This is a genomic window from Pseudomonas sp. CAM1A (genome assembly GCF_047501685.1).
Lineage (GTDB): Bacteria > Pseudomonadota > Gammaproteobacteria > Pseudomonadales > Pseudomonadaceae > Aquipseudomonas.
Map to the genome: position 1 here is coordinate 841,454 of NZ_JBFNXP010000003.1, position 16,220 is coordinate 857,673.

The 16,220-nt window shown below is 64.6% G+C and carries 12 protein-coding genes; 8 read left to right on the forward strand and 4 right to left on the reverse strand.

Annotation, left to right across the window (positions count from 1 at the left end):
* From ABZO33_RS12350 to ABZO33_RS12365, 4 genes are all read left to right on the forward strand, one after another.
* The gene (locus tag ABZO33_RS12350) at nt 1–633 is read left to right on the forward strand and encodes a DsbA family protein (RefSeq protein WP_414536246.1); all 633 of its coding nucleotides are present in this window, start codon (nt 1–3) and stop codon (nt 631–633) included.
* Complete coding sequence (locus ABZO33_RS12355; protein WP_414536247.1) at nt 626–2,458, forward strand: ABC transporter ATP-binding protein; 1,833 nt, start codon at nt 626–628, stop codon at nt 2,456–2,458. The genes ABZO33_RS12350 and ABZO33_RS12355 overlap by 8 nt, the downstream gene beginning before the upstream one ends.
* A 160-nt stretch (nt 2,459–2,618) precedes the next feature.
* Nucleotides 2,619–5,075, forward strand: coding sequence for an EAL domain-containing protein (locus ABZO33_RS12360; RefSeq protein ID WP_414536248.1), 2,457 nt, complete (start codon nt 2,619–2,621; stop codon nt 5,073–5,075).
* A gap of 38 nt (nt 5,076–5,113) precedes the next feature.
* Entirely contained in the window at nt 5,114–5,899 is a 786-nt protein-coding gene (locus tag ABZO33_RS12365) for a TenA family transcriptional regulator (protein WP_414536249.1), read from the forward strand.
* Nucleotides 5,900–5,985: 86 nt separating this feature from the next.
* On the opposite strand, the gene ABZO33_RS12370 is transcribed toward ABZO33_RS12365, so the two are convergent.
* The 4 genes from ABZO33_RS12370 to ABZO33_RS12385 form a co-directional block, all read right to left on the reverse strand.
* Nucleotides 5,986–6,726: a YciK family oxidoreductase gene (locus ABZO33_RS12370; protein WP_414536250.1), complete on the reverse strand. Its 741-nt coding sequence runs from the start codon at nt 6,724–6,726 to the stop codon at nt 5,986–5,988.
* Nucleotides 6,727–6,841: 115 nt separating this feature from the next.
* Nucleotides 6,842–7,513: an N-acetylmuramic acid 6-phosphate phosphatase MupP gene (gene mupP / locus ABZO33_RS12375; RefSeq protein ID WP_102684341.1), complete on the reverse strand. Its 672-nt coding sequence runs from the start codon at nt 7,511–7,513 to the stop codon at nt 6,842–6,844.
* Nucleotides 7,514–7,515: 2 nt separating this feature from the next.
* A complete protein-coding gene (gene ubiG / locus ABZO33_RS12380) occupies nt 7,516–8,214 on the reverse strand; it encodes a bifunctional 2-polyprenyl-6-hydroxyphenol methylase/3-demethylubiquinol 3-O-methyltransferase UbiG (RefSeq protein ID WP_414536251.1) in 699 nt (232 codons plus the stop codon).
* A 64-nt stretch (nt 8,215–8,278) separates the two neighbouring features.
* Nucleotides 8,279–9,604: a TRZ/ATZ family hydrolase gene (locus ABZO33_RS12385; protein WP_414536252.1), complete on the reverse strand. Its 1,326-nt coding sequence runs from the start codon at nt 9,602–9,604 to the stop codon at nt 8,279–8,281.
* A 111-nt stretch (nt 9,605–9,715) separates the two neighbouring features.
* Between ABZO33_RS12385 and mtnA the strand changes: the two genes are divergently transcribed.
* From mtnA to pheA, 4 genes are all read left to right on the forward strand, one after another.
* Nucleotides 9,716–10,792 (forward strand): S-methyl-5-thioribose-1-phosphate isomerase, encoded by a 1,077-nt coding sequence (gene mtnA / locus ABZO33_RS12390; protein WP_414536253.1) that lies wholly within the window; start codon nt 9,716–9,718, stop codon nt 10,790–10,792.
* 248 nt (nt 10,793–11,040) lie between these two features.
* Nucleotides 11,041–13,803, forward strand: coding sequence for a DNA gyrase subunit A (gene gyrA / locus ABZO33_RS12395; RefSeq protein WP_414536254.1), 2,763 nt, complete (start codon nt 11,041–11,043; stop codon nt 13,801–13,803).
* Between the two features lie 157 nt (nt 13,804–13,960).
* The gene (gene serC / locus ABZO33_RS12400) at nt 13,961–15,046 is read left to right on the forward strand and encodes a 3-phosphoserine/phosphohydroxythreonine transaminase (RefSeq protein WP_414536255.1); all 1,086 of its coding nucleotides are present in this window, start codon (nt 13,961–13,963) and stop codon (nt 15,044–15,046) included.
* Nucleotides 15,046–16,140: a prephenate dehydratase gene (pheA, locus tag ABZO33_RS12405; RefSeq protein WP_414536256.1), complete on the forward strand. Its 1,095-nt coding sequence runs from the start codon at nt 15,046–15,048 to the stop codon at nt 16,138–16,140. The genes serC and pheA overlap by 1 nt, the downstream gene beginning before the upstream one ends.
* Nucleotides 16,141–16,220 lie beyond the last annotated feature (80 nt).

A 16,220-nucleotide genomic window follows, 5' to 3' on the forward strand; every position in this document is an offset into this window, starting at 1 on the left:
ATGTCCGCACGCCTGCTCTATGTGATGGACCCGATGTGCTCCTGGTGCTGGGGCTTTGCCCCGGTGGCCGAGACGCTGATCGCCCAGGCCCGTGAGGCGGGTGTCGAGACCCGCCTGGTGCCGGGAGGCCTGCGGACCGGTGGCAGCGCCTTGGACGCCTCGACCCGCAAGTACATCCTCGAGCACTGGCAGGCGGTGCATGACGCCACCGGGCAGCCGTTTCGCTTCGATGGCGCCATGCCCGACGGTTTCGTCTACGACACGGAGCCGGCGTGCCGCGCTCTGGTGGCGGCACGCGAGCTGGACGACAAGCGGGCCTGGCGCCTGCTGCAACTGATCCAGGCGTCGTTCTACGAGCAGGGCGTGGATGTCACCCGCGCCCCGCAACTGGTGGAGCTGGCCGAGCAGGCCGGCTTCGACCGCGAGCAGTTCTCCCAGCGCTTCACCCTCCCTGACACCCGAGTTTCCACCAGTGCCGATTTCGCCTGGGTGCAGGATCTGGGCATCGCTGGCTTCCCGACGCTGCTGGCCGAGCGCAATGGCCAGCTGGCCCTGCTGACCAATGGCTACCAGCCGCTGGATAGCCTGCAACCCTTGCTCGGCCGCTGGCTGCAGCAGGCCGCCTGTGCTTGATCTGCCAGGGTCGCCAGACCCTGTGCCAGGGAAGTCCCCCGCTGTGCCCGATCGCCTGAGCTGGGCGGAGATCCGCCGCCTGGCCCTGCACCACAAAAAAGCCCTGTGGACCGCCAACCTGGTGGCCGTGCTCGCCGCCCTGTGCAGCGTACCGATTCCCTTGCTGCTGCCGTTGCTGGTGGACGAAGTGCTGCTGGGGCATGGCGACGCGGCGCTGAAGTGGATGAACAATTTCCTGCCCGCGGGCTGGCAGGTGGCCGCCGGCTACATTGGCCTGATGCTGTGCGCCACGCTGGGTCTGCGCTTGGCGGCACTGGCGTTCAACGTGGTCCAGGCCAAGCTGTTCGCTGGCCTGGCCAAGGACATCGTCTACCGCCTGCGCATCCGCCTGATCGAGCGGCTCAAGCGCATTTCGCTCAAGGAATACGAAAGCCTGGGCAGCGGCACGGTGACCACCCACCTGGTCACCGACCTGGACACCCTCGACAAGTTCGTCGGCGAAACCCTGAGCCGCTTCCTGGTGGCCGTGCTCACGCTGACCGGCACCGCGGCCATCCTGATCTGGATGCACTGGCAGCTGGCGCTGCTGATCCTGCTGTTCAACCCGCTGGTGATCTATTTCACCGTGCAGCTGGGCAAGCGCGTCAAGCACCTTAAGAAACTCGAAAACGATAGCACCGCACGTTTCACCCAGGCATTGACCGAGACCCTCGACGCGATCCAGGAGATCCGCGCCGGCAACCGCCAGGGCTACTTCCTCGGCCGCCTGGGTCTGCGCGCCCGCGAGGTGCGCGACTACGCGGTGGCCTCGCAGTGGAAGAGCGACGCCAGTGGCCGCGCCAGTGGCCTGTTGTTCCAGTTCGGCATCGATATCTTCCGTGCCGCTGCGATGCTCACGGTGCTGTTTTCCGACCTGTCGATCGGCCAGATGCTGGCGGTGTTCAGCTACCTGTGGTTCATGATCGGCCCGGTGGAGCAGTTGCTGAACCTGCAATATGCCTACTATGCCGCCGGTGGTGCGCTGAGCCGCTTGAACGAGCTGCTGGCGCGGGCCGACGAGCCGCAGTATCCGGCGGCCGCCGACCCGTTCGCCGGGCGCGACACGGTCGGTATCGAGGTGCGCGACCTGCGCTTCGCCTATGCCGACGAGCCGGTGCTCGACCAGCTCAACCTGACCATCGCCCCGGGTGAGAAGGTCGCCATCGTCGGTGCCAGTGGCGGTGGCAAGAGCACTCTGGTGCAACTGCTGTTGGGTCTGTACAGCGCCCAGGCCGGGACCATCCGCTTCGGTGGCGCCAGCCTGCAGGAAATCGGCCTGGAGACCCTGCGCGAAAATGTCGCGGTGGTGCTGCAGCACCCGTCACTGTTCAACGACAGCGTGCGCGCCAACCTGACCATGGGTCGTGACTGCAGCGACGACGCCTGCTGGCAGGCGCTGCGCATTGCCCAGTTGGACGCCACCATCGCCGCGCTGCCCCAGGGCCTGGACAGCATCGTCGGACGCTCCGGCGTGCGCCTGTCCGGTGGCCAGCGCCAGCGCCTGGCGATCGCCCGCATGGTGCTGGCCGAACCCAAGGTGGTCATCCTCGACGAGGCCACCTCTGCGCTGGACGCGGCCACCGAATACAACCTGCACCTGGCCCTGGCGCGCTTCCTCAGCGGGCGCACCACGCTGATCATCGCCCACCGCCTGTCGGCGGTGAAGCAGGCGGACCGGGTGCTGGTGTTCGATGGCGGTCATGTCGCCGAAGATGGCGACCACCAGCAGCTGATCGCCGAAGGTGGCCTGTACGCCAAGCTCTACGGCCACCTGCAGCAAACCTGAAAAACCGCCTCAAGCTTCAAGGTTCAAACGGCAAGTCGAAACGAGCAGGCTTTTTCTTGCCGCTTGGCGCTTTTCCCTGGTCGCTGCTTCATGGCAAATGGCCTACGCTGTGCTTGTCTAGGTCGATTCGTGCCTTATCTGCCGCCATGACAGGGATTACATGAAGGGAAATCGGACTCTCGAAGCGCCAAGGCTGCTGGGTATCATCTGGCCCTTCGTCGCCGTTGTGGTTTTCCAGGTACTGCTGGGCAGTCTGAGTCTTTATGCATTGTCCGCCGTGCGCGCCTATGTGGCGGGCGAGAGCCTGTGGTCCAAGGCGCAGAAGGACGCCATCTACTACCTCAACCTCTATGCCGATGATCGCGATCCGCTGACCTATGCCCGCTATCGCCGGGCCATCCTGGTGCCCCAGGGCGATCACAATCTGCGTCTGGCTCTGGATCGGCCCGAGCCGGACCTGGAGGCAGCGCGCCAAGGCGTGCTGCAGGGTGGCAACCATCCCGAGGACGTCGCCCGGATCATCTGGTTCTACCGCAACTTTCGCCATATCAGCTACATGGAAACCGCCATCGATTATTGGGACATCGGTGATGACTACCTGCGCCAGCTCGACGTGCTGGCGCAGCAGATGCGCGAAGGGTTTGCCGGCGGCAAGGCCGACGCTCAGCAGATAGCCAACTGGAAGGCGCGCATCGTCGCCATCAATGATGGCGTGACCCCTGCCGCCAAGGCGTTCAGCGATGCCCTGGGCGAAGGCTCGCGGATGCTGCTCAAAGTGCTGATGCTTACCAACCTGGCCACCGCGCTGTTCCTCATTGCCATGGCCTGGCGGCGCTCGAGCAAGCTGCTGTCCCAGCGCCAGGCGTTCGCCAGTGCGTTGCAAGAGGAAAAGGAGCGGGCGCAGATCACCCTGGAGTCGATCGGCGACGCGGTGATCACCGCCGATGTCGACGGTTGCATCAGCTACATGAACCCGGCTGCCGAGCAACTGACACACTGGCAGGCGGTGCAGGCCCAGGGCCTGCCGCTGGCGGCGCTGTTCAGCCTGCTCGACGAGAATGCCGAAGGCGACAGTCGGACACTGGTCGAGCAGGTGCTCAGCGGCAGCCTCAAGGGCGGCGCCGAGCACGCCCGGCTGATCCAGCGCCTGGACGGCAGCACGGTGTCGGTCAACCTGGTGGGCTCGCCCATTCTTACCGAGGGGCAGGTCAGTGGCATCGTGGTGGTGCTGCACGACATGACCCAGGAGCGCCAGTACATCGCCAACCTCTCCTGGCAGGCCACCCACGACGCCCTGACCGGGCTGGCCAACCGCCGCGAGTTCGAGTATCGCCTGGAGCAGGCGCTCAATGGCCTGGCGCGCCAGGCCGGGCGGCATTCGCTGATGTTCCTCGACCTGGATCAGTTCAAGCTGGTCAACGACACCTGTGGCCATGCCGCTGGCGACGAGCTGCTGCGGCATATCTGCGCGGTGCTGCAGTCGGGCCTGCGCGAGGGCGACACCTTGGCGCGTCTGGGTGGCGACGAGTTCGGTGTGTTGCTCGAGAACTGCCCCCCCGAGCAGGGCGAGCGCATCGCCGAGCAATTGCGCCAGGCCGTGCAGAGCCTGCATTTCGTGTGGAAGGGCAGGCCCTTCGTCACAACGGTCAGCATCGGCCTGGTACATATCGCCCAGGTGCCCAGCACCCTGGAGGCGTCGTTGCGCGCGGCGGACATGGCCTGCTACATGGCCAAGGAGAAAGGGCGCAACCGGGTGCAGGTCTATCACGCCGACGACAGCGAGCTTTCCATGCGCTTCGGCGAAATGGCCTGGATCCAGCGCCTGCACGTGGCGCTGGAGGAGAACCGCTTCTGCCTCTACGCCCAGGAAATCGCCCCGCTGCATCCTCACGAGGGCCCGGGGCACATCGAAATCCTCCTGCGCCTGCACGATGAAAGCGGGCGCACCATCCTGCCCGACAGCTTCATTCCTGCAGCCGAGCGCTATGGCCTGATGACCGCGCTCGATCGTTGGGTGGTGCGCAGTGTGTTCCAGGTGATTCGCCAATGCCTGGATGAGGGGCGGGAGGGACCGTTGGCCATGTGCGCCATCAACCTGTCGGGCTCAAGCATCGGCGACGACAAGTTCCTTGAGTACCTGCAGCGCCTGTTTGGCGAGTTCGATATCCCGCCGCGGCTGATCTGTTTTGAAATTACTGAAACCAGCGCTATCGCCAATCTGGGCAGTGCAATTCGGTTCATCAATGAATTGAAAGGATTGGGCTGCAGATTCTCGCTGGACGACTTCTGCGCCGGGATGTCGTCATTCGCCTATTTGAAGCATTTGCCTGTAGACTTCCTGAAGATCGACGGAAGTTTCGTCAAGGACATGCTCGATGACCCGATCAACCGGGCGATGGTCGAAGTGATCAATCACATCGGCCACGTCATGGGTAAGCGAACCATCGCCGAGTTCGTCGAGACGCCGCTGATCGAGCAGGCCTTGCAGGAAATCGGCGTGGATTACGCCCAGGGATACCTCATCGAACGCCCGCAGGTATTCACCTGCGACAGCCTGCAGCGCCAACGGATTGCCGCGAGGCCCCTTCTGCACCGGGCGCCGGGGACCTTTCGCTGAACAACGCCCGGAAATCACAGGGAATCAAGGAGCTGACAGTGATCGACGCGTTCGTAAGGATCGGACCATTGATGGATCCGGCCAGTTATCCGCAGTGGGCCCAACAACTGATAGAGGATTGCCGCGAAAGCAAGCGCCGGGTGGTGGAGCATGAGTTCTACCAACGCCTGCGTGATAACCAGCTCAAGCAGTCGACCATCCGCCAGTACCTGATCGGTGGCTGGCCGGTGGTTGAGCAGTTCTCCCTCTATATGGCCCACAATCTCACCAAGACCCGTTACGCCCGGCATCCCGGCGAGGACATGGCGCGCCGCTGGCTGATGCGCAACATCCGCGTCGAGCTCAACCATGCCGACTACTGGGTGCACTGGTGCCAGGCTCATGGCGTGCACCTGCATGAACTGCAATCACAGGAAGTGCCGCCCGAGCTCAATGGCTTGAACGACTGGTGTTGGCGAGTGTGCGCCACCGAGTCGCTGGCCATCGCCATGGCGGCCACCAACTACGCCATCGAGGGGGCCACCGGCGAGTGGTCAGCGGTGGTCTGCGCCGAGGACACCTATGCCCAGGGCTTCCCCGAGGACACCCGCAAGCGCGCTATGAAATGGCTGAAGATGCATGCGCAGTATGATGACGCGCACCCGTGGGAGGCGCTGGAAATCATCTGCACCCTGGCGGGCGAGAGCCCGACCCTGGGGCTGCGCACCGAATTGCGCCGGGCAATCTGCAAGAGCTACGACTGCATGTTCCTGTTCCTGGAGCGTTGCATGCAGCTCGAAGGGCGCCAGCAGGGGCGTCTGCGCCCGGCCTTGGCGGCGGGCTGAAGCGTTGCGGGGCAAGTCGCATCGGCGCACCGCCGCTCCCACGTAGCAAGGCGTGGGGGCTTGCCCCGCGATCAGTCTTGTCGGTTTTACTGTGCGTTCAGCGCCTGCCCGTTCACATCCTTGCTGTCCGGCCCCATCAGGTACAGGTACACCGGCATGATGTCCTCGGGTAGCGGGTTGTCTTGCGGGTTCTCGCTCGGGTAGGCCTGGGCGCGCATCGCCGTGCGCGTGGCGCCCGGGTTGATGCTGTTGGAGCGCACCGGCGCGACGCCTTCCAGTTCATCCGCCAAGGTCTGCATCAGGCCCTCGGTAGCGAATTTCGACACTCCGTAGGCGCCCCAGTAAGCGCGGCCCTTGCGCCCGACGCTGCTGGAAGTGAACACCACCGAGGCATCCTCGGATAGCTTCAGCAGTGGCAGCAAGGTGCTGGTCAGCATGAAGGTGGCATTGACGTTGATATGCATCACGCGCATGAAGTTGTCGCCCGACAGCTGCTCCAGCGGCGTGCGCGGGCCAATGATCGAGGCGTTGTTGAGCAGGCCGTCGAGGCGGCCGAACTGGTCCTCGATCATCACCGCCAGTTCGTCGTACTGGTGGGGCAGGGCGGTTTCCAGGTTGAACGGGATCACCACCGGCTGCGGGTGGCCCGCAGCTTCGATCTGATCGTAGACCTCGTTCAGATTGGCTTCGGTCTTGCCCAGCAGCAGCACGGTGGCGCCCAGGGCGGCATAGGCCTTGGCGGCGGCGGCGCCGATACCGCGGCCGGCACCGGTGACCAGGATGATCCGGCCCTTGAGCAGGTCGGGGCGGGCGGTGTAGTCGAACATAGGTCTGTCCTTGAATATGAGCTGCAAGCTGTAAGCGGCAAGCTACAAGAGAAAGCGGATCAGTGTTGGAGCTACTCTTTCTTGAGGCTTGAAGCTTGACGCTTGCGACTTGAAATCAGCAGCCGCACAGCGCGCTGTCGATCACCTTGCGCAGTTCCAGCGGGTGGTCCACCACCACGTCGGCGCCCCAGTTGTTGGGGTTGTCCTCTGGATGAATATAGCCATAGCGCACCGCCGCGGTGCGGGTGCCGGCGTCGCGGCCGGACTCAATGTCGCGCAGGTCGTCGCCGACGAACAGCACGCTGGCCGGGTCCAGGTCGAGCGTCTTGCATGCCAGGATCAGCGGCTCGGGGTCGGGCTTGCTGTTCTTCACGTGGTCCGGGCAGATCAGCAGTGCCGAGCGCTCGGCCAGGCCCAGGCGTTGCATGATCGGTTCGGCGAAGCGCACCGGTTTGTTGGTGACCACGCCCCACAGCAGGTTGCCTTTCTCGATGTCGGCCAGCAGTTCCGGCATGCCGTCGAACAGCTTGCTGTGCACCGCGCAGTCGCGCTGGTAGCGTTCGAGGAACTCCAGGCGCAAGGCTTCGAAACCGTCGGCCTCGGGGTCCATGGCGAAGGTCGCAGCGACCATGGCGCGGGCGCCACCGGAAATCACCTCGCGGATGCGCGCGTCGTCGATGGCCGGCAGGCCACGGTCGGCGAGCATCGCCTGGCAGATGGCGATGAAGTCCGGCGCCGTGTCCAGCAGGGTGCCGTCCATGTCGAAGAGTACTGCTCGCAAGCGCATGCTCATTCCTCGCGCAGGGTCTGGATCATGTAGTTGACGTCGACGTCGTTGTTCAGCTTGTAGTGCTTGGTCAGCGGGTTGTAGGTCAGGCCGATGATGTCCTTGACCTCCAGGCCCGCGGCGCGGCTCCAGGCGCCCAGCTCGGAGGGGCGGATGAACTTCTTGAAGTCGTGGGTGCCACGCGGCAGCATCTTCAGCACGTATTCGGCACCGATGATGGCCAGCAGGTAGGCCTTGGGGTTGCGGTTGATGGTCGAGAAGAACACCTGGCCACCGGGCTTGACCATGCGGTAGCAGGCGCGGATCACCGAGGAAGGGTCGGGCACGTGCTCGAGCATCTCCAGGCAGGTGACCACGTCGAACTGTTCGGGCATCTCCTCGGCCAGGGCCTCGGCAGTGATCTGCCGGTATTCCACGGCCACACCAGACTCCAGCTGGTGCAGCTGGGCCACCGCCAGTGGCGCCTCGCCCATGTCGATACCGGTGACGGTAGCGCCACGCTGGGCCATCGCCTCGCTGAGGATGCCGCCACCGCAGCCGACGTCCAGCACCTTCTTGCCGGCCAGGCCGACGCGCTCGTCGATCCAGTTGACCCGCAGGGGGTTGATGTCGTGCAGCGGCTTGAACTCGCTCTCGCGGTCCCACCAGCGGTGGGCCAGGGCTTCGAACTTGGCGATTTCGGCGTGGTCGACGTTGCTCATGGGAACAGTCCTCTGAATCTTCGATAAATAGTGTCGCGGGCCGGCAGCCTCAGCTGCCGGCCGTTCATTCGTTGCGCCCGCCGATGCGGGCTCCCCAGGCGCGGGCGTTGGCGGCCAGCGTGGCTTCGTCCATTTGGGTCAGGCGGCGGTCCTCGACCAGTTGTTGCCCGGCGACCCAGACATCCTTCACGTAGTCGCGACCGGTGGCATAGATCAGTTGCGAGACAGGGTCGTGCACCGGTTGCTGCGCCAGCCCCGACAGGTCGAAGACGGCCAGGTCGGCGGCCTTGCCCACTTCGAGCGAGCCGGTGATCGCCTCCAGCCCGAGCGCCCGGGCGCCATTGAGCGTGGCCATGCGCAGCGCCCGGTGGGCGTCCAGGGCAGTGGCCGAACCGGCGACGGCCTTGGCCAGCAGCGCGGCGGTGCGGGTTTCACCGAGCAGGTCGAGGTCATTGTTGCTGGCGGCGCCATCGGTGCCGACGGCCACGTTCACCCCGGCCTGCCACAGGCGCTCCACCGGGCAGAAACCGCTGGCCAGCTTGAGGTTGGATTCGGGGCAGTGGACCACGCTGGTGTTGCTTTCTACCAGCAGCGCCAGGTCTTCGTCGCTGATCTGGGTCATGTGCACCGCTTGCAGGTTCGGCCCCAGCAGGCCCAGGCGCGCGAGGCGCGCCAGCGGCCGCTCGCCGTTGTCCTTGAGCGCCTGCTCGACTTCGCTGGCGGTCTCGTGGATGTGCATGTGCAGCGGTGCGTCCAGCTGGTCGGCGATCACCCGGATCTTCTCCAGGTTCTGGTCATTCACCGTGTAGGGGGCGTGCGGGCCCAGGGCAATGGTGATGCGCGGGTGGTGGCGCAGGTCGCTGAACAGTTCGATGGCCAGGTGCAGGGCCTCGTCCGGGGTGCGTGCGCCGGGGATGGGGAAATCCAGCAGCGGCACGGCGATCTGTGCGCGGATGCCGCTGCGGTGCACGCGGTCGCAGGCCTCGCGGGGATAGAAATACATGTCGGCGAAGCAGGTGATGCCGCCCTTGAGCTGTTCGGCGATGGCCAGGTCGGTGCCGTCGCGCACGAAGGCTTCATCCACCCAGCGGCCCTCGGCGGGCCAGATGTGTTCCTGCAGCCAGGTCATCAGTGGCAGGTCGTCGGCCAGGCCGCGAAACAGGGTCATGGCGGCGTGGCCATGGGCGTTGACCAGCCCAGGCGTCAGCAGGCACTCGGGCAGCGTTCGCACTTCCCGCGCTTGTGGCGCCCGCTCGCGTGGGCCAAGCCAGGCGATCTGGCCGTCGCGGATGCCCAGCGCATGGCCCTCCAGCACGACGCCGGCCGGCTCGACAGGGACCAGCCAGTCCGGCACAAGCAGCAGGTCGAGGAGGGGAGTGGCGATGGGCATGCGCGATATATACCTGGATCGGTTCGGCTAAACGCGCAGTATACCCGAGCGTCCGCGACGCAGGCTCGCTATAATCGCCGGCTTTTGATGCCAGGGCGACGGGGAGAGGCGATGCGCGAGCAACTGATGGCGGCGGAGACGGTGACGGGCATCGAGTGGCGCGACGGCGTGCTGCACCTGCTCGACCAGCGCCTGCTGCCGCTTGAGCAGTGCTGGCTGGCCTGCACCGAGGCGGCCGAGGTGGCTGAGGCGATCAGCGACATGGCTGTGCGTGGCGCTCCGGCGATCGGCATCTGCGCCGCCTACGGCCTGGTACTGGCGCTGCGCCGTCGCCTGGCCGAAGGCGATAGCTGGGAGGAGAGTCTCGAGGAAGACTTCATGATGCTCGGCGAGGCGCGACCCACCCCGGCCAACTTGTTCTGGGCGCTCAACCGCATGCGTGAGCGCCTGCAGCGCCTGCGCCCGGATGAAGACGTGCTGAAGGTGATGGAGGCCGAGGCGGTGGCGATTCACCAGAGCGATCGCGAGGCCAACCTGACCATGGCCCAGTTCGGCGTCGAGCAGATCCGCAGGCACCAGGGCAGTGAGCAGGCCCTGCTTACCCATGGCAACGCCGGAGCCCTGGCCACCGGCGGCTTCGGCACCGCCCTGGGGGTGATCCGCGCCGCCACCCTGGAGGGCATGGTCGAGCAGGTCTATGCCTGCGAGTCGCGACCGTGGCTGCAGGGTTCGCGCCTGACCGCCTGGGAACTGGCCGCCGACGGTGTGCCGGTGACCGTGGTCGCCGACGCGGCGGCCGGGCACCTGATGAAGACCAAAGGCATCACCTGGGTGGTGGTCGGCGCCGACTGCATTGCCGCCAATGGCGATGTGGCGGCGAAGATCGGCACCTACCAGATGGCGGTGGCGGCCATGCACCACGGGCTGCGGTTCATGGTGGTGGCGCCGAGCACCAGCATCGATCTGAACCTGCCCACCGGTGAGGATATCCCGCTGGAGACCCGCGGTGAGGAAGAGCTGCTGGAGGTGTCCGGGATCCAGGTGACCGCTGATGTCGAGGCCTATAACCCGGTGGTTGATGTCACACCGGCCGACCTGATCGACGTGATCGTCACCGAAAAGGGTGTGGTCGAGCGCCCGGATACAGCAAAAATCGCCCAGTTGATGTGCCGCAAACGCCTCCACTGAGGCGTTTTTCCATCCGTGCGGATGGTACTGTACGGCAACCTGCCATATCTCCCATGCGCGTAGCGTTTGTGATACCATCCGGCAGTTTCCAAGGCCGCTCTTTACCGCGGCCTTCATTGCGCAGATCCATGGCACAACTCATTGATTTGTCGTAAGTCGTCGCACCCCAATTGCGCTGCGGCGGCGAGCTTCGTTCGTCCTTCGAGGGATCAGGCGAAGTTTCACCAGAAAAAGGAATCAGGCTTCTCATGGGCGAACTGGCCAAAGAAATCCTCCCGGTCAATATCGAAGACGAACTGAGACAGTCTTACCTCGACTACGCGATGAGCGTTATTGTCGGGCGAGCGCTGCCCGATGCGCGTGACGGCTTGAAGCCCGTGCATCGTCGCGTTCTGTATGCGATGAGCGAACTGGGCAACGACTGGAACAAGCCGTACAAGAAATCCGCCCGTGTGGTCGGTGACGTGATCGGTAAGTACCACCCGCACGGCGACACCGCCGTGTATGACACCATCGTGCGCATGGCCCAGCCATTCTCGCTGCGCTACCTGCTGGTCGATGGCCAGGGCAACTTCGGTTCGGTGGACGGCGACAACGCCGCGGCCATGCGATACACCGAAGTGCGCATGTCCAAGCTGGCCCATGAACTGCTGGCCGACCTGCACAAAGAGACCGTCGACTGGGTGCCGAACTACGACGGTACCGAGCAGATCCCGGCGGTCATGCCGACCAAGATCCCCAACCTGCTGGTCAACGGTTCCAGCGGTATCGCCGTGGGCATGGCGACGAACATCCCGCCGCACAACCTCGGTGAAGTGATCGACGGTTGCTTGGCGCTGATCGACAACTCCGACATCACGGTCGATGAGCTGATGCAGTTCATCCCGGGGCCGGACTTCCCGACGGCGGGCCTGATCAACGGCCGCCAGGGCATCATCGAGGCCTATCGCACCGGCCGTGGCCGCATCTATATGCGTGCCCGCTCCGAGATCGAGGACATCGACAAGGTCGGCGGCCGCCAGCAGATCGTGGTCACCGAGCTGCCGTACCAGCTGAACAAGGCGCGCCTGATCGAGAAGATCGCCGAGCTGGTCAAAGAGAAGAAGATCGAAGGCATCACCGAGCTGCGCGACGAGTCCGACAAGGACGGCATGCGCATCGTCATCGAGCTGCGTCGCGGCGAGGTGCCGGAGGTAGTGCTCAACAACCTCTACCAGCAGACCCAGCTGCAGAGCGTGTTCGGCATCAACATCGTCGCCCTGATCGACGGTCGTCCGCGCCTGCTGAACCTGAAGGACCTGCTCGAGGCGTTCGTCCGTCACCGCCGCGAGGTGGTTACCCGCCGCACCGTGTTCGAACTGCGCAAGGCCCGCGAGCGTGGTCACATCCTTGAAGGCCAGGCGGTCGCGCTGTCCAACATCGACCCGGTCATCGCCCTGATCAAGGCCTCGCCGACGCCGTCCGAAGCCAAGGAAGCGCTGATCAGCACGGCCTGGGAATCCAGCGCGGTGCAGGTCATGGTTGAGCGCGCCGGTGCCGAGTCGTGCCGTCCGGAAGACCTGCCGGAGCAGTACGGCCTGCGCGAAGGCAAGTACTACCTGTCGCCGGAACAGGCCCAGGCGATCCTGGAGCTGCGCCTGCACCGCCTGACCGGCCTGGAGCACGAGAAGCTGCTGGCCGAGTACCAGGAGATCCTCGAGCAGATCGGCGAGCTGATCCGCATCCTCAGCAGCGCCGAGCGCCTGATGGAAGTGATTCGCGAGGAGCTTGAAGCGATCCGCGCCGAGTACGGCGATGCCCGCCGCACCGAAATCCTCAATGCCAGCCACGACCTCAACTACGGCGACATGATCCCCGAAGAAGAGCGTGTGGTGACCATCTCCCATGGTGGCTACGCCAAGACCCAGCCATTGTCCGCGTACCAGGCCCAGCGCCGTGGTGGCAAGGGCAAGTCGGCCACAGGCGTCAAGGACGAGGACTACATCGAGCACCTGCTGGTCGCCAACAGCCACGCCACCCTGCTGCTGTTCTCCAGCAAGGGCAAGGTGTACTGGAAGAAGACCTACGAAATTCCCGAGGCCTCCCGCGCCGCCCGCGGCCGCCCGCTGGTCAACCTGCTGCCGTTGGAAGAAGGTGAGCGCATCACCGCCATGCTGCAGATCGATCTTGAGGCGCTGCAGCAGCACGCAGATCCAGAGGAAGAGCTGGAGGACAGCGACGACAGCGTGATTGAAGGCGAGCTGGTGGATGTCGAAGAAATCGACGAGGAAGATGGCGACACCCCTGAGTGGGCCGCCGAAGCGACCGGCGCCTACATCTTCATGGCCACCGCCTCCGGTACCGTCAAGAAGACTCCGCTGGTGCAGTTCGCCCGTCCGCGTACCAACGGCCTGATTGCCCTGAAGCTCAAGGAAGGTGACACCCTGATCGCCGCCGCCATCACCGATGGCGCCAAGGAAGTCATGATGTTCTCCGACGCCGGCAAGGTGATCCGCTTCGCCGAGAGCGTGGTGCGCGAGATGGGCCGTACCGCCCGTGGCGTGCGCGGCATGAAGCTGGGCAAGGGTCAGCAGATCATTTCCATGCTGATTCCGGAGTCCGGCGCGCAGATCCTCACCGCTTCCGAGCGTGGCTTTGGCAAGCGCACTCCGCTGTCCAAGTTCCCGCGTCGCGGCCGTGGCGGCCAGGGTGTGATCGCCATGGGTACCAAGGGGCGTAACGGTCTGCTGATCGGCGCTATCCAGGTGCAGGAAGGCGAAGAGATCATGCTGATCTCCGACCAGGGCACGCTGGTGCGTACACGGGTCGGCGAGGTGTCCAGCCTGGGCCGTAACACCCAGGGTGTCACGCTGATCAAGCTGGCCACCGACGAGACGCTGGTGGGGCTTGAGCGCGTCCAGGAACCCTCCGAGGAAGAGCTCGATGAACTGATCGAGACGGACGAGGAGGGCGCCCCGCTCGATGCGGTGGGTGACGACGATGCCGGCGCTGAAGAGGCACCTCAGGAATAATCGATGCAACAACCCGAGCGGGGCGACCAAGGTCGCCCCGTTTGACTGATGAAGGTGGGGCATTGGCGCTGCAAGGCAGCCCTGGTGCCGGCGACACAGTCTTGACTGGTCGGCAGCGAATTACGATTTTGTTCTATTTGGCAGAGCGAGAGTGGATGTGAGCAAACGAGCCTTTAACTTCTGCGCAGGCCCTGCCGCGCTTCCTGATGCCGTGCTGCAGCGCGCCCAGGCCGAGATGCTGGACTGGCGCGGCAAGGGTCTGTCGGTGATGGAAATGAGCCATCGCAGCGACGACTATGTGGCCATTGCCGAAAAGGCCGAGCAGGACCTGCGCGACCTGCTGTCCGTCCCCTCCAACTACAAGGTGCTGTTCCTGCAGGGCGGCGCCAGCCAGCAGTTCGCCGAGATTCCGCTGAACCTGCTGCCGGAAAATGGCACCGCCGACTACGTCGAGACCGGCATCTGGTCGAAGAAGGCCATCGAGGAAGCGCGCCGCTTCGGCACTATCAACGTTGCTGCCAGCGCCAAGCCCTACGACTACCTGGCCATCCCTGGCCAGAACGAGTGGCAGCTGACCCGCAACGCCGCCTACGTACACTATGCGTCCAACGAGACCATTGGTGGCCTGCAGTTCGACTGGGTACCCGAGACTGGTGACGTCCCGCTGGTGGTCGACATGTCCTCGGACATCCTGTCGCGCCCGATCGACGTGTCGCAGTACGGCCTGATCTATGCCGGCGCGCAGAAGAACATCGGCCCGAGCGGCCTGGTGGTGGTGGTCGTGCGCGAAGACCTGCTGGGCCGTGCCCGCAGCAGCTGCCCGACCATGCTCGACTATAAGGTGTCGGCTGATAACGGCTCGATGTACAACACTCCGGCCACCTATTCCTGGTACCTCTCGGGCCTGGTGTTCGAGTGGCTCAAGGAGCAGGGTGGCGTCGAGGCCATGGAGCAGCGCAACCGCGCCAAGAAAGAGCGCCTGTACGGCTTCATCGATGCCAGCGAGTTCTACACCAACCCGATCAGCGTCAACGCCCGTTCGTGGATGAACGTGCCGTTCCGCCTGGCCGACGAGCGTCTGGACAAGGCCTTCCTGGCCGGCGCCGATGCCCGTGGCCTGCTCAACCTCAAGGGACACCGTTCGGTCGGCGGCATGCGCGCCTCGATCTACAACGCCCTGGGCCTGGAGGCTGTCGAGGCGCTGGTGCAGTACATGGGTGAATTCGAGAAGGAGCACGGCTGATGTCCGATCAGGAGCTCAAGGCCCTGCGCGTGCGCATCGACAGCCTCGACGAGAAGATCCTCGAGCTGATCAGCGAACGCGCCCGTTGCGCCCAGGAAGTGGCCAAGGTCAAGACCGCATCGCTGCCTGCAGGCGAGGCGCCGGTGTTCTACCGCCCCGAGCGCGAGGCCGCGGTGCTCAAGCGCGTCATGGAGCGTAATCAAGGGCCGCTGGACAACGAAGAGATGGCGCGGCTGTTCCGCGAGATCATGTCCTCCTGCCTGGCGCTGGAAGAGCCGCTGAAAGTGGCCTACCTCGGCCCTGAAGGGACCTTCACCCAAGCTGCGGCCATGAAGCACTTCGGCCATGCCGTGGTCAGCCGCCCGATGGCGGCCATCGACGAGGTGTTCCGTGAAGTGGCGGCTGGAGCGGTCAATTTCGGCGTGGTGCCGGTGGAGAACTCCACCGAGGGTGCCGTCAGCCACACGCTGGACAGCTTCCTTGAGCATGACATGGTGATCTGCGGTGAAGTCGAGCTGCGTATCCACCATCACCTGCTGGTGGGCGAGAACACCAAGACCGACAGCATCACCCGCATCTACTCCCACGCCCAGTCGCTGGCCCAGTGCCGCAAGTGGCTGGACGCCCATTACCCGAACGTCGAGCGCGTGGCTGTGTCGAGCAACGCCGAGGCGGCCAAGCGGGTCAAGGGCGAGTGGAATTCGGCGGCGATCGCCGGCGACATGGCGGCCAACTTGTATGGTCTGACCCGTCTGGCCGAAAAGATCGAGGACCGCCCGGACAACTCCACGCGCTTCCTGATGATCGGTAGCCAAGAAGTGCCGCCGACCGGCGACGACAAGACTTCGATCATCGTCTCCATGAGCAACAAGCCTGGCGCTCTGCACGAGCTGCTGGTGCCGTTCCACGAAAACGGCATCGACCTGACGCGCATCGAGACCCGTCCGTCGCGCAGCGGTAAGTGGACCTACGTGTTCTTCATCGACTTTGTCGGTCATCACCGTGATCCGCTGATCAAGGCGGTGCTTGAGCAGATCAGCCAAGAGGCTGTGGCGCTGAAGGTGTTGGGCTCTTATCCGAAAGCGGTGCTCTGACGTATGTTTCAAGGTTCATCGCGGGTCTCGTGGGAGCGGGCTTGTCCCGCGATGGGCTTACAGGCTGTCTTGATTTCTGA

What these genes read in the sequence shown, in the direction of transcription:
- ubiG (WP_414536251.1), bottom strand. Translation starts at nt 8,214, where the DNA reads ATGAGCAACGTCGACCACGCCGAAATCGCCAAGTTCGAAGCCCTGGCC.
- mtnA (WP_414536253.1), top strand. Translation starts at nt 9,716, where the DNA reads ATGCGCGAGCAACTGATGGCGGCGGAGACGGTGACGGGCATCGAGTGG.
- ABZO33_RS12350 (WP_414536246.1), top strand. Translation starts at nt 1, where the DNA reads ATGTCCGCACGCCTGCTCTATGTGATGGACCCGATGTGCTCCTGGTGC.
- gyrA (WP_414536254.1), top strand. Translation starts at nt 11,041, where the DNA reads ATGGGCGAACTGGCCAAAGAAATCCTCCCGGTCAATATCGAAGACGAA.
- ABZO33_RS12370 (WP_414536250.1), bottom strand. Translation starts at nt 6,726, where the DNA reads ATGTTCGACTACACCGCCCGCCCCGACCTGCTCAAGGGCCGGATCATC.
- ABZO33_RS12360 (WP_414536248.1), top strand. Translation starts at nt 2,619, where the DNA reads ATGAAGGGAAATCGGACTCTCGAAGCGCCAAGGCTGCTGGGTATCATC.
- mupP (WP_102684341.1), bottom strand. Translation starts at nt 7,513, where the DNA reads ATGCGCTTGCGAGCAGTACTCTTCGACATGGACGGCACCCTGCTGGAC.
- pheA (WP_414536256.1), top strand. Translation starts at nt 15,046, where the DNA reads ATGTCCGATCAGGAGCTCAAGGCCCTGCGCGTGCGCATCGACAGCCTC.
- ABZO33_RS12385 (WP_414536252.1), bottom strand. Translation starts at nt 9,604, where the DNA reads ATGCCCATCGCCACTCCCCTCCTCGACCTGCTGCTTGTGCCGGACTGG.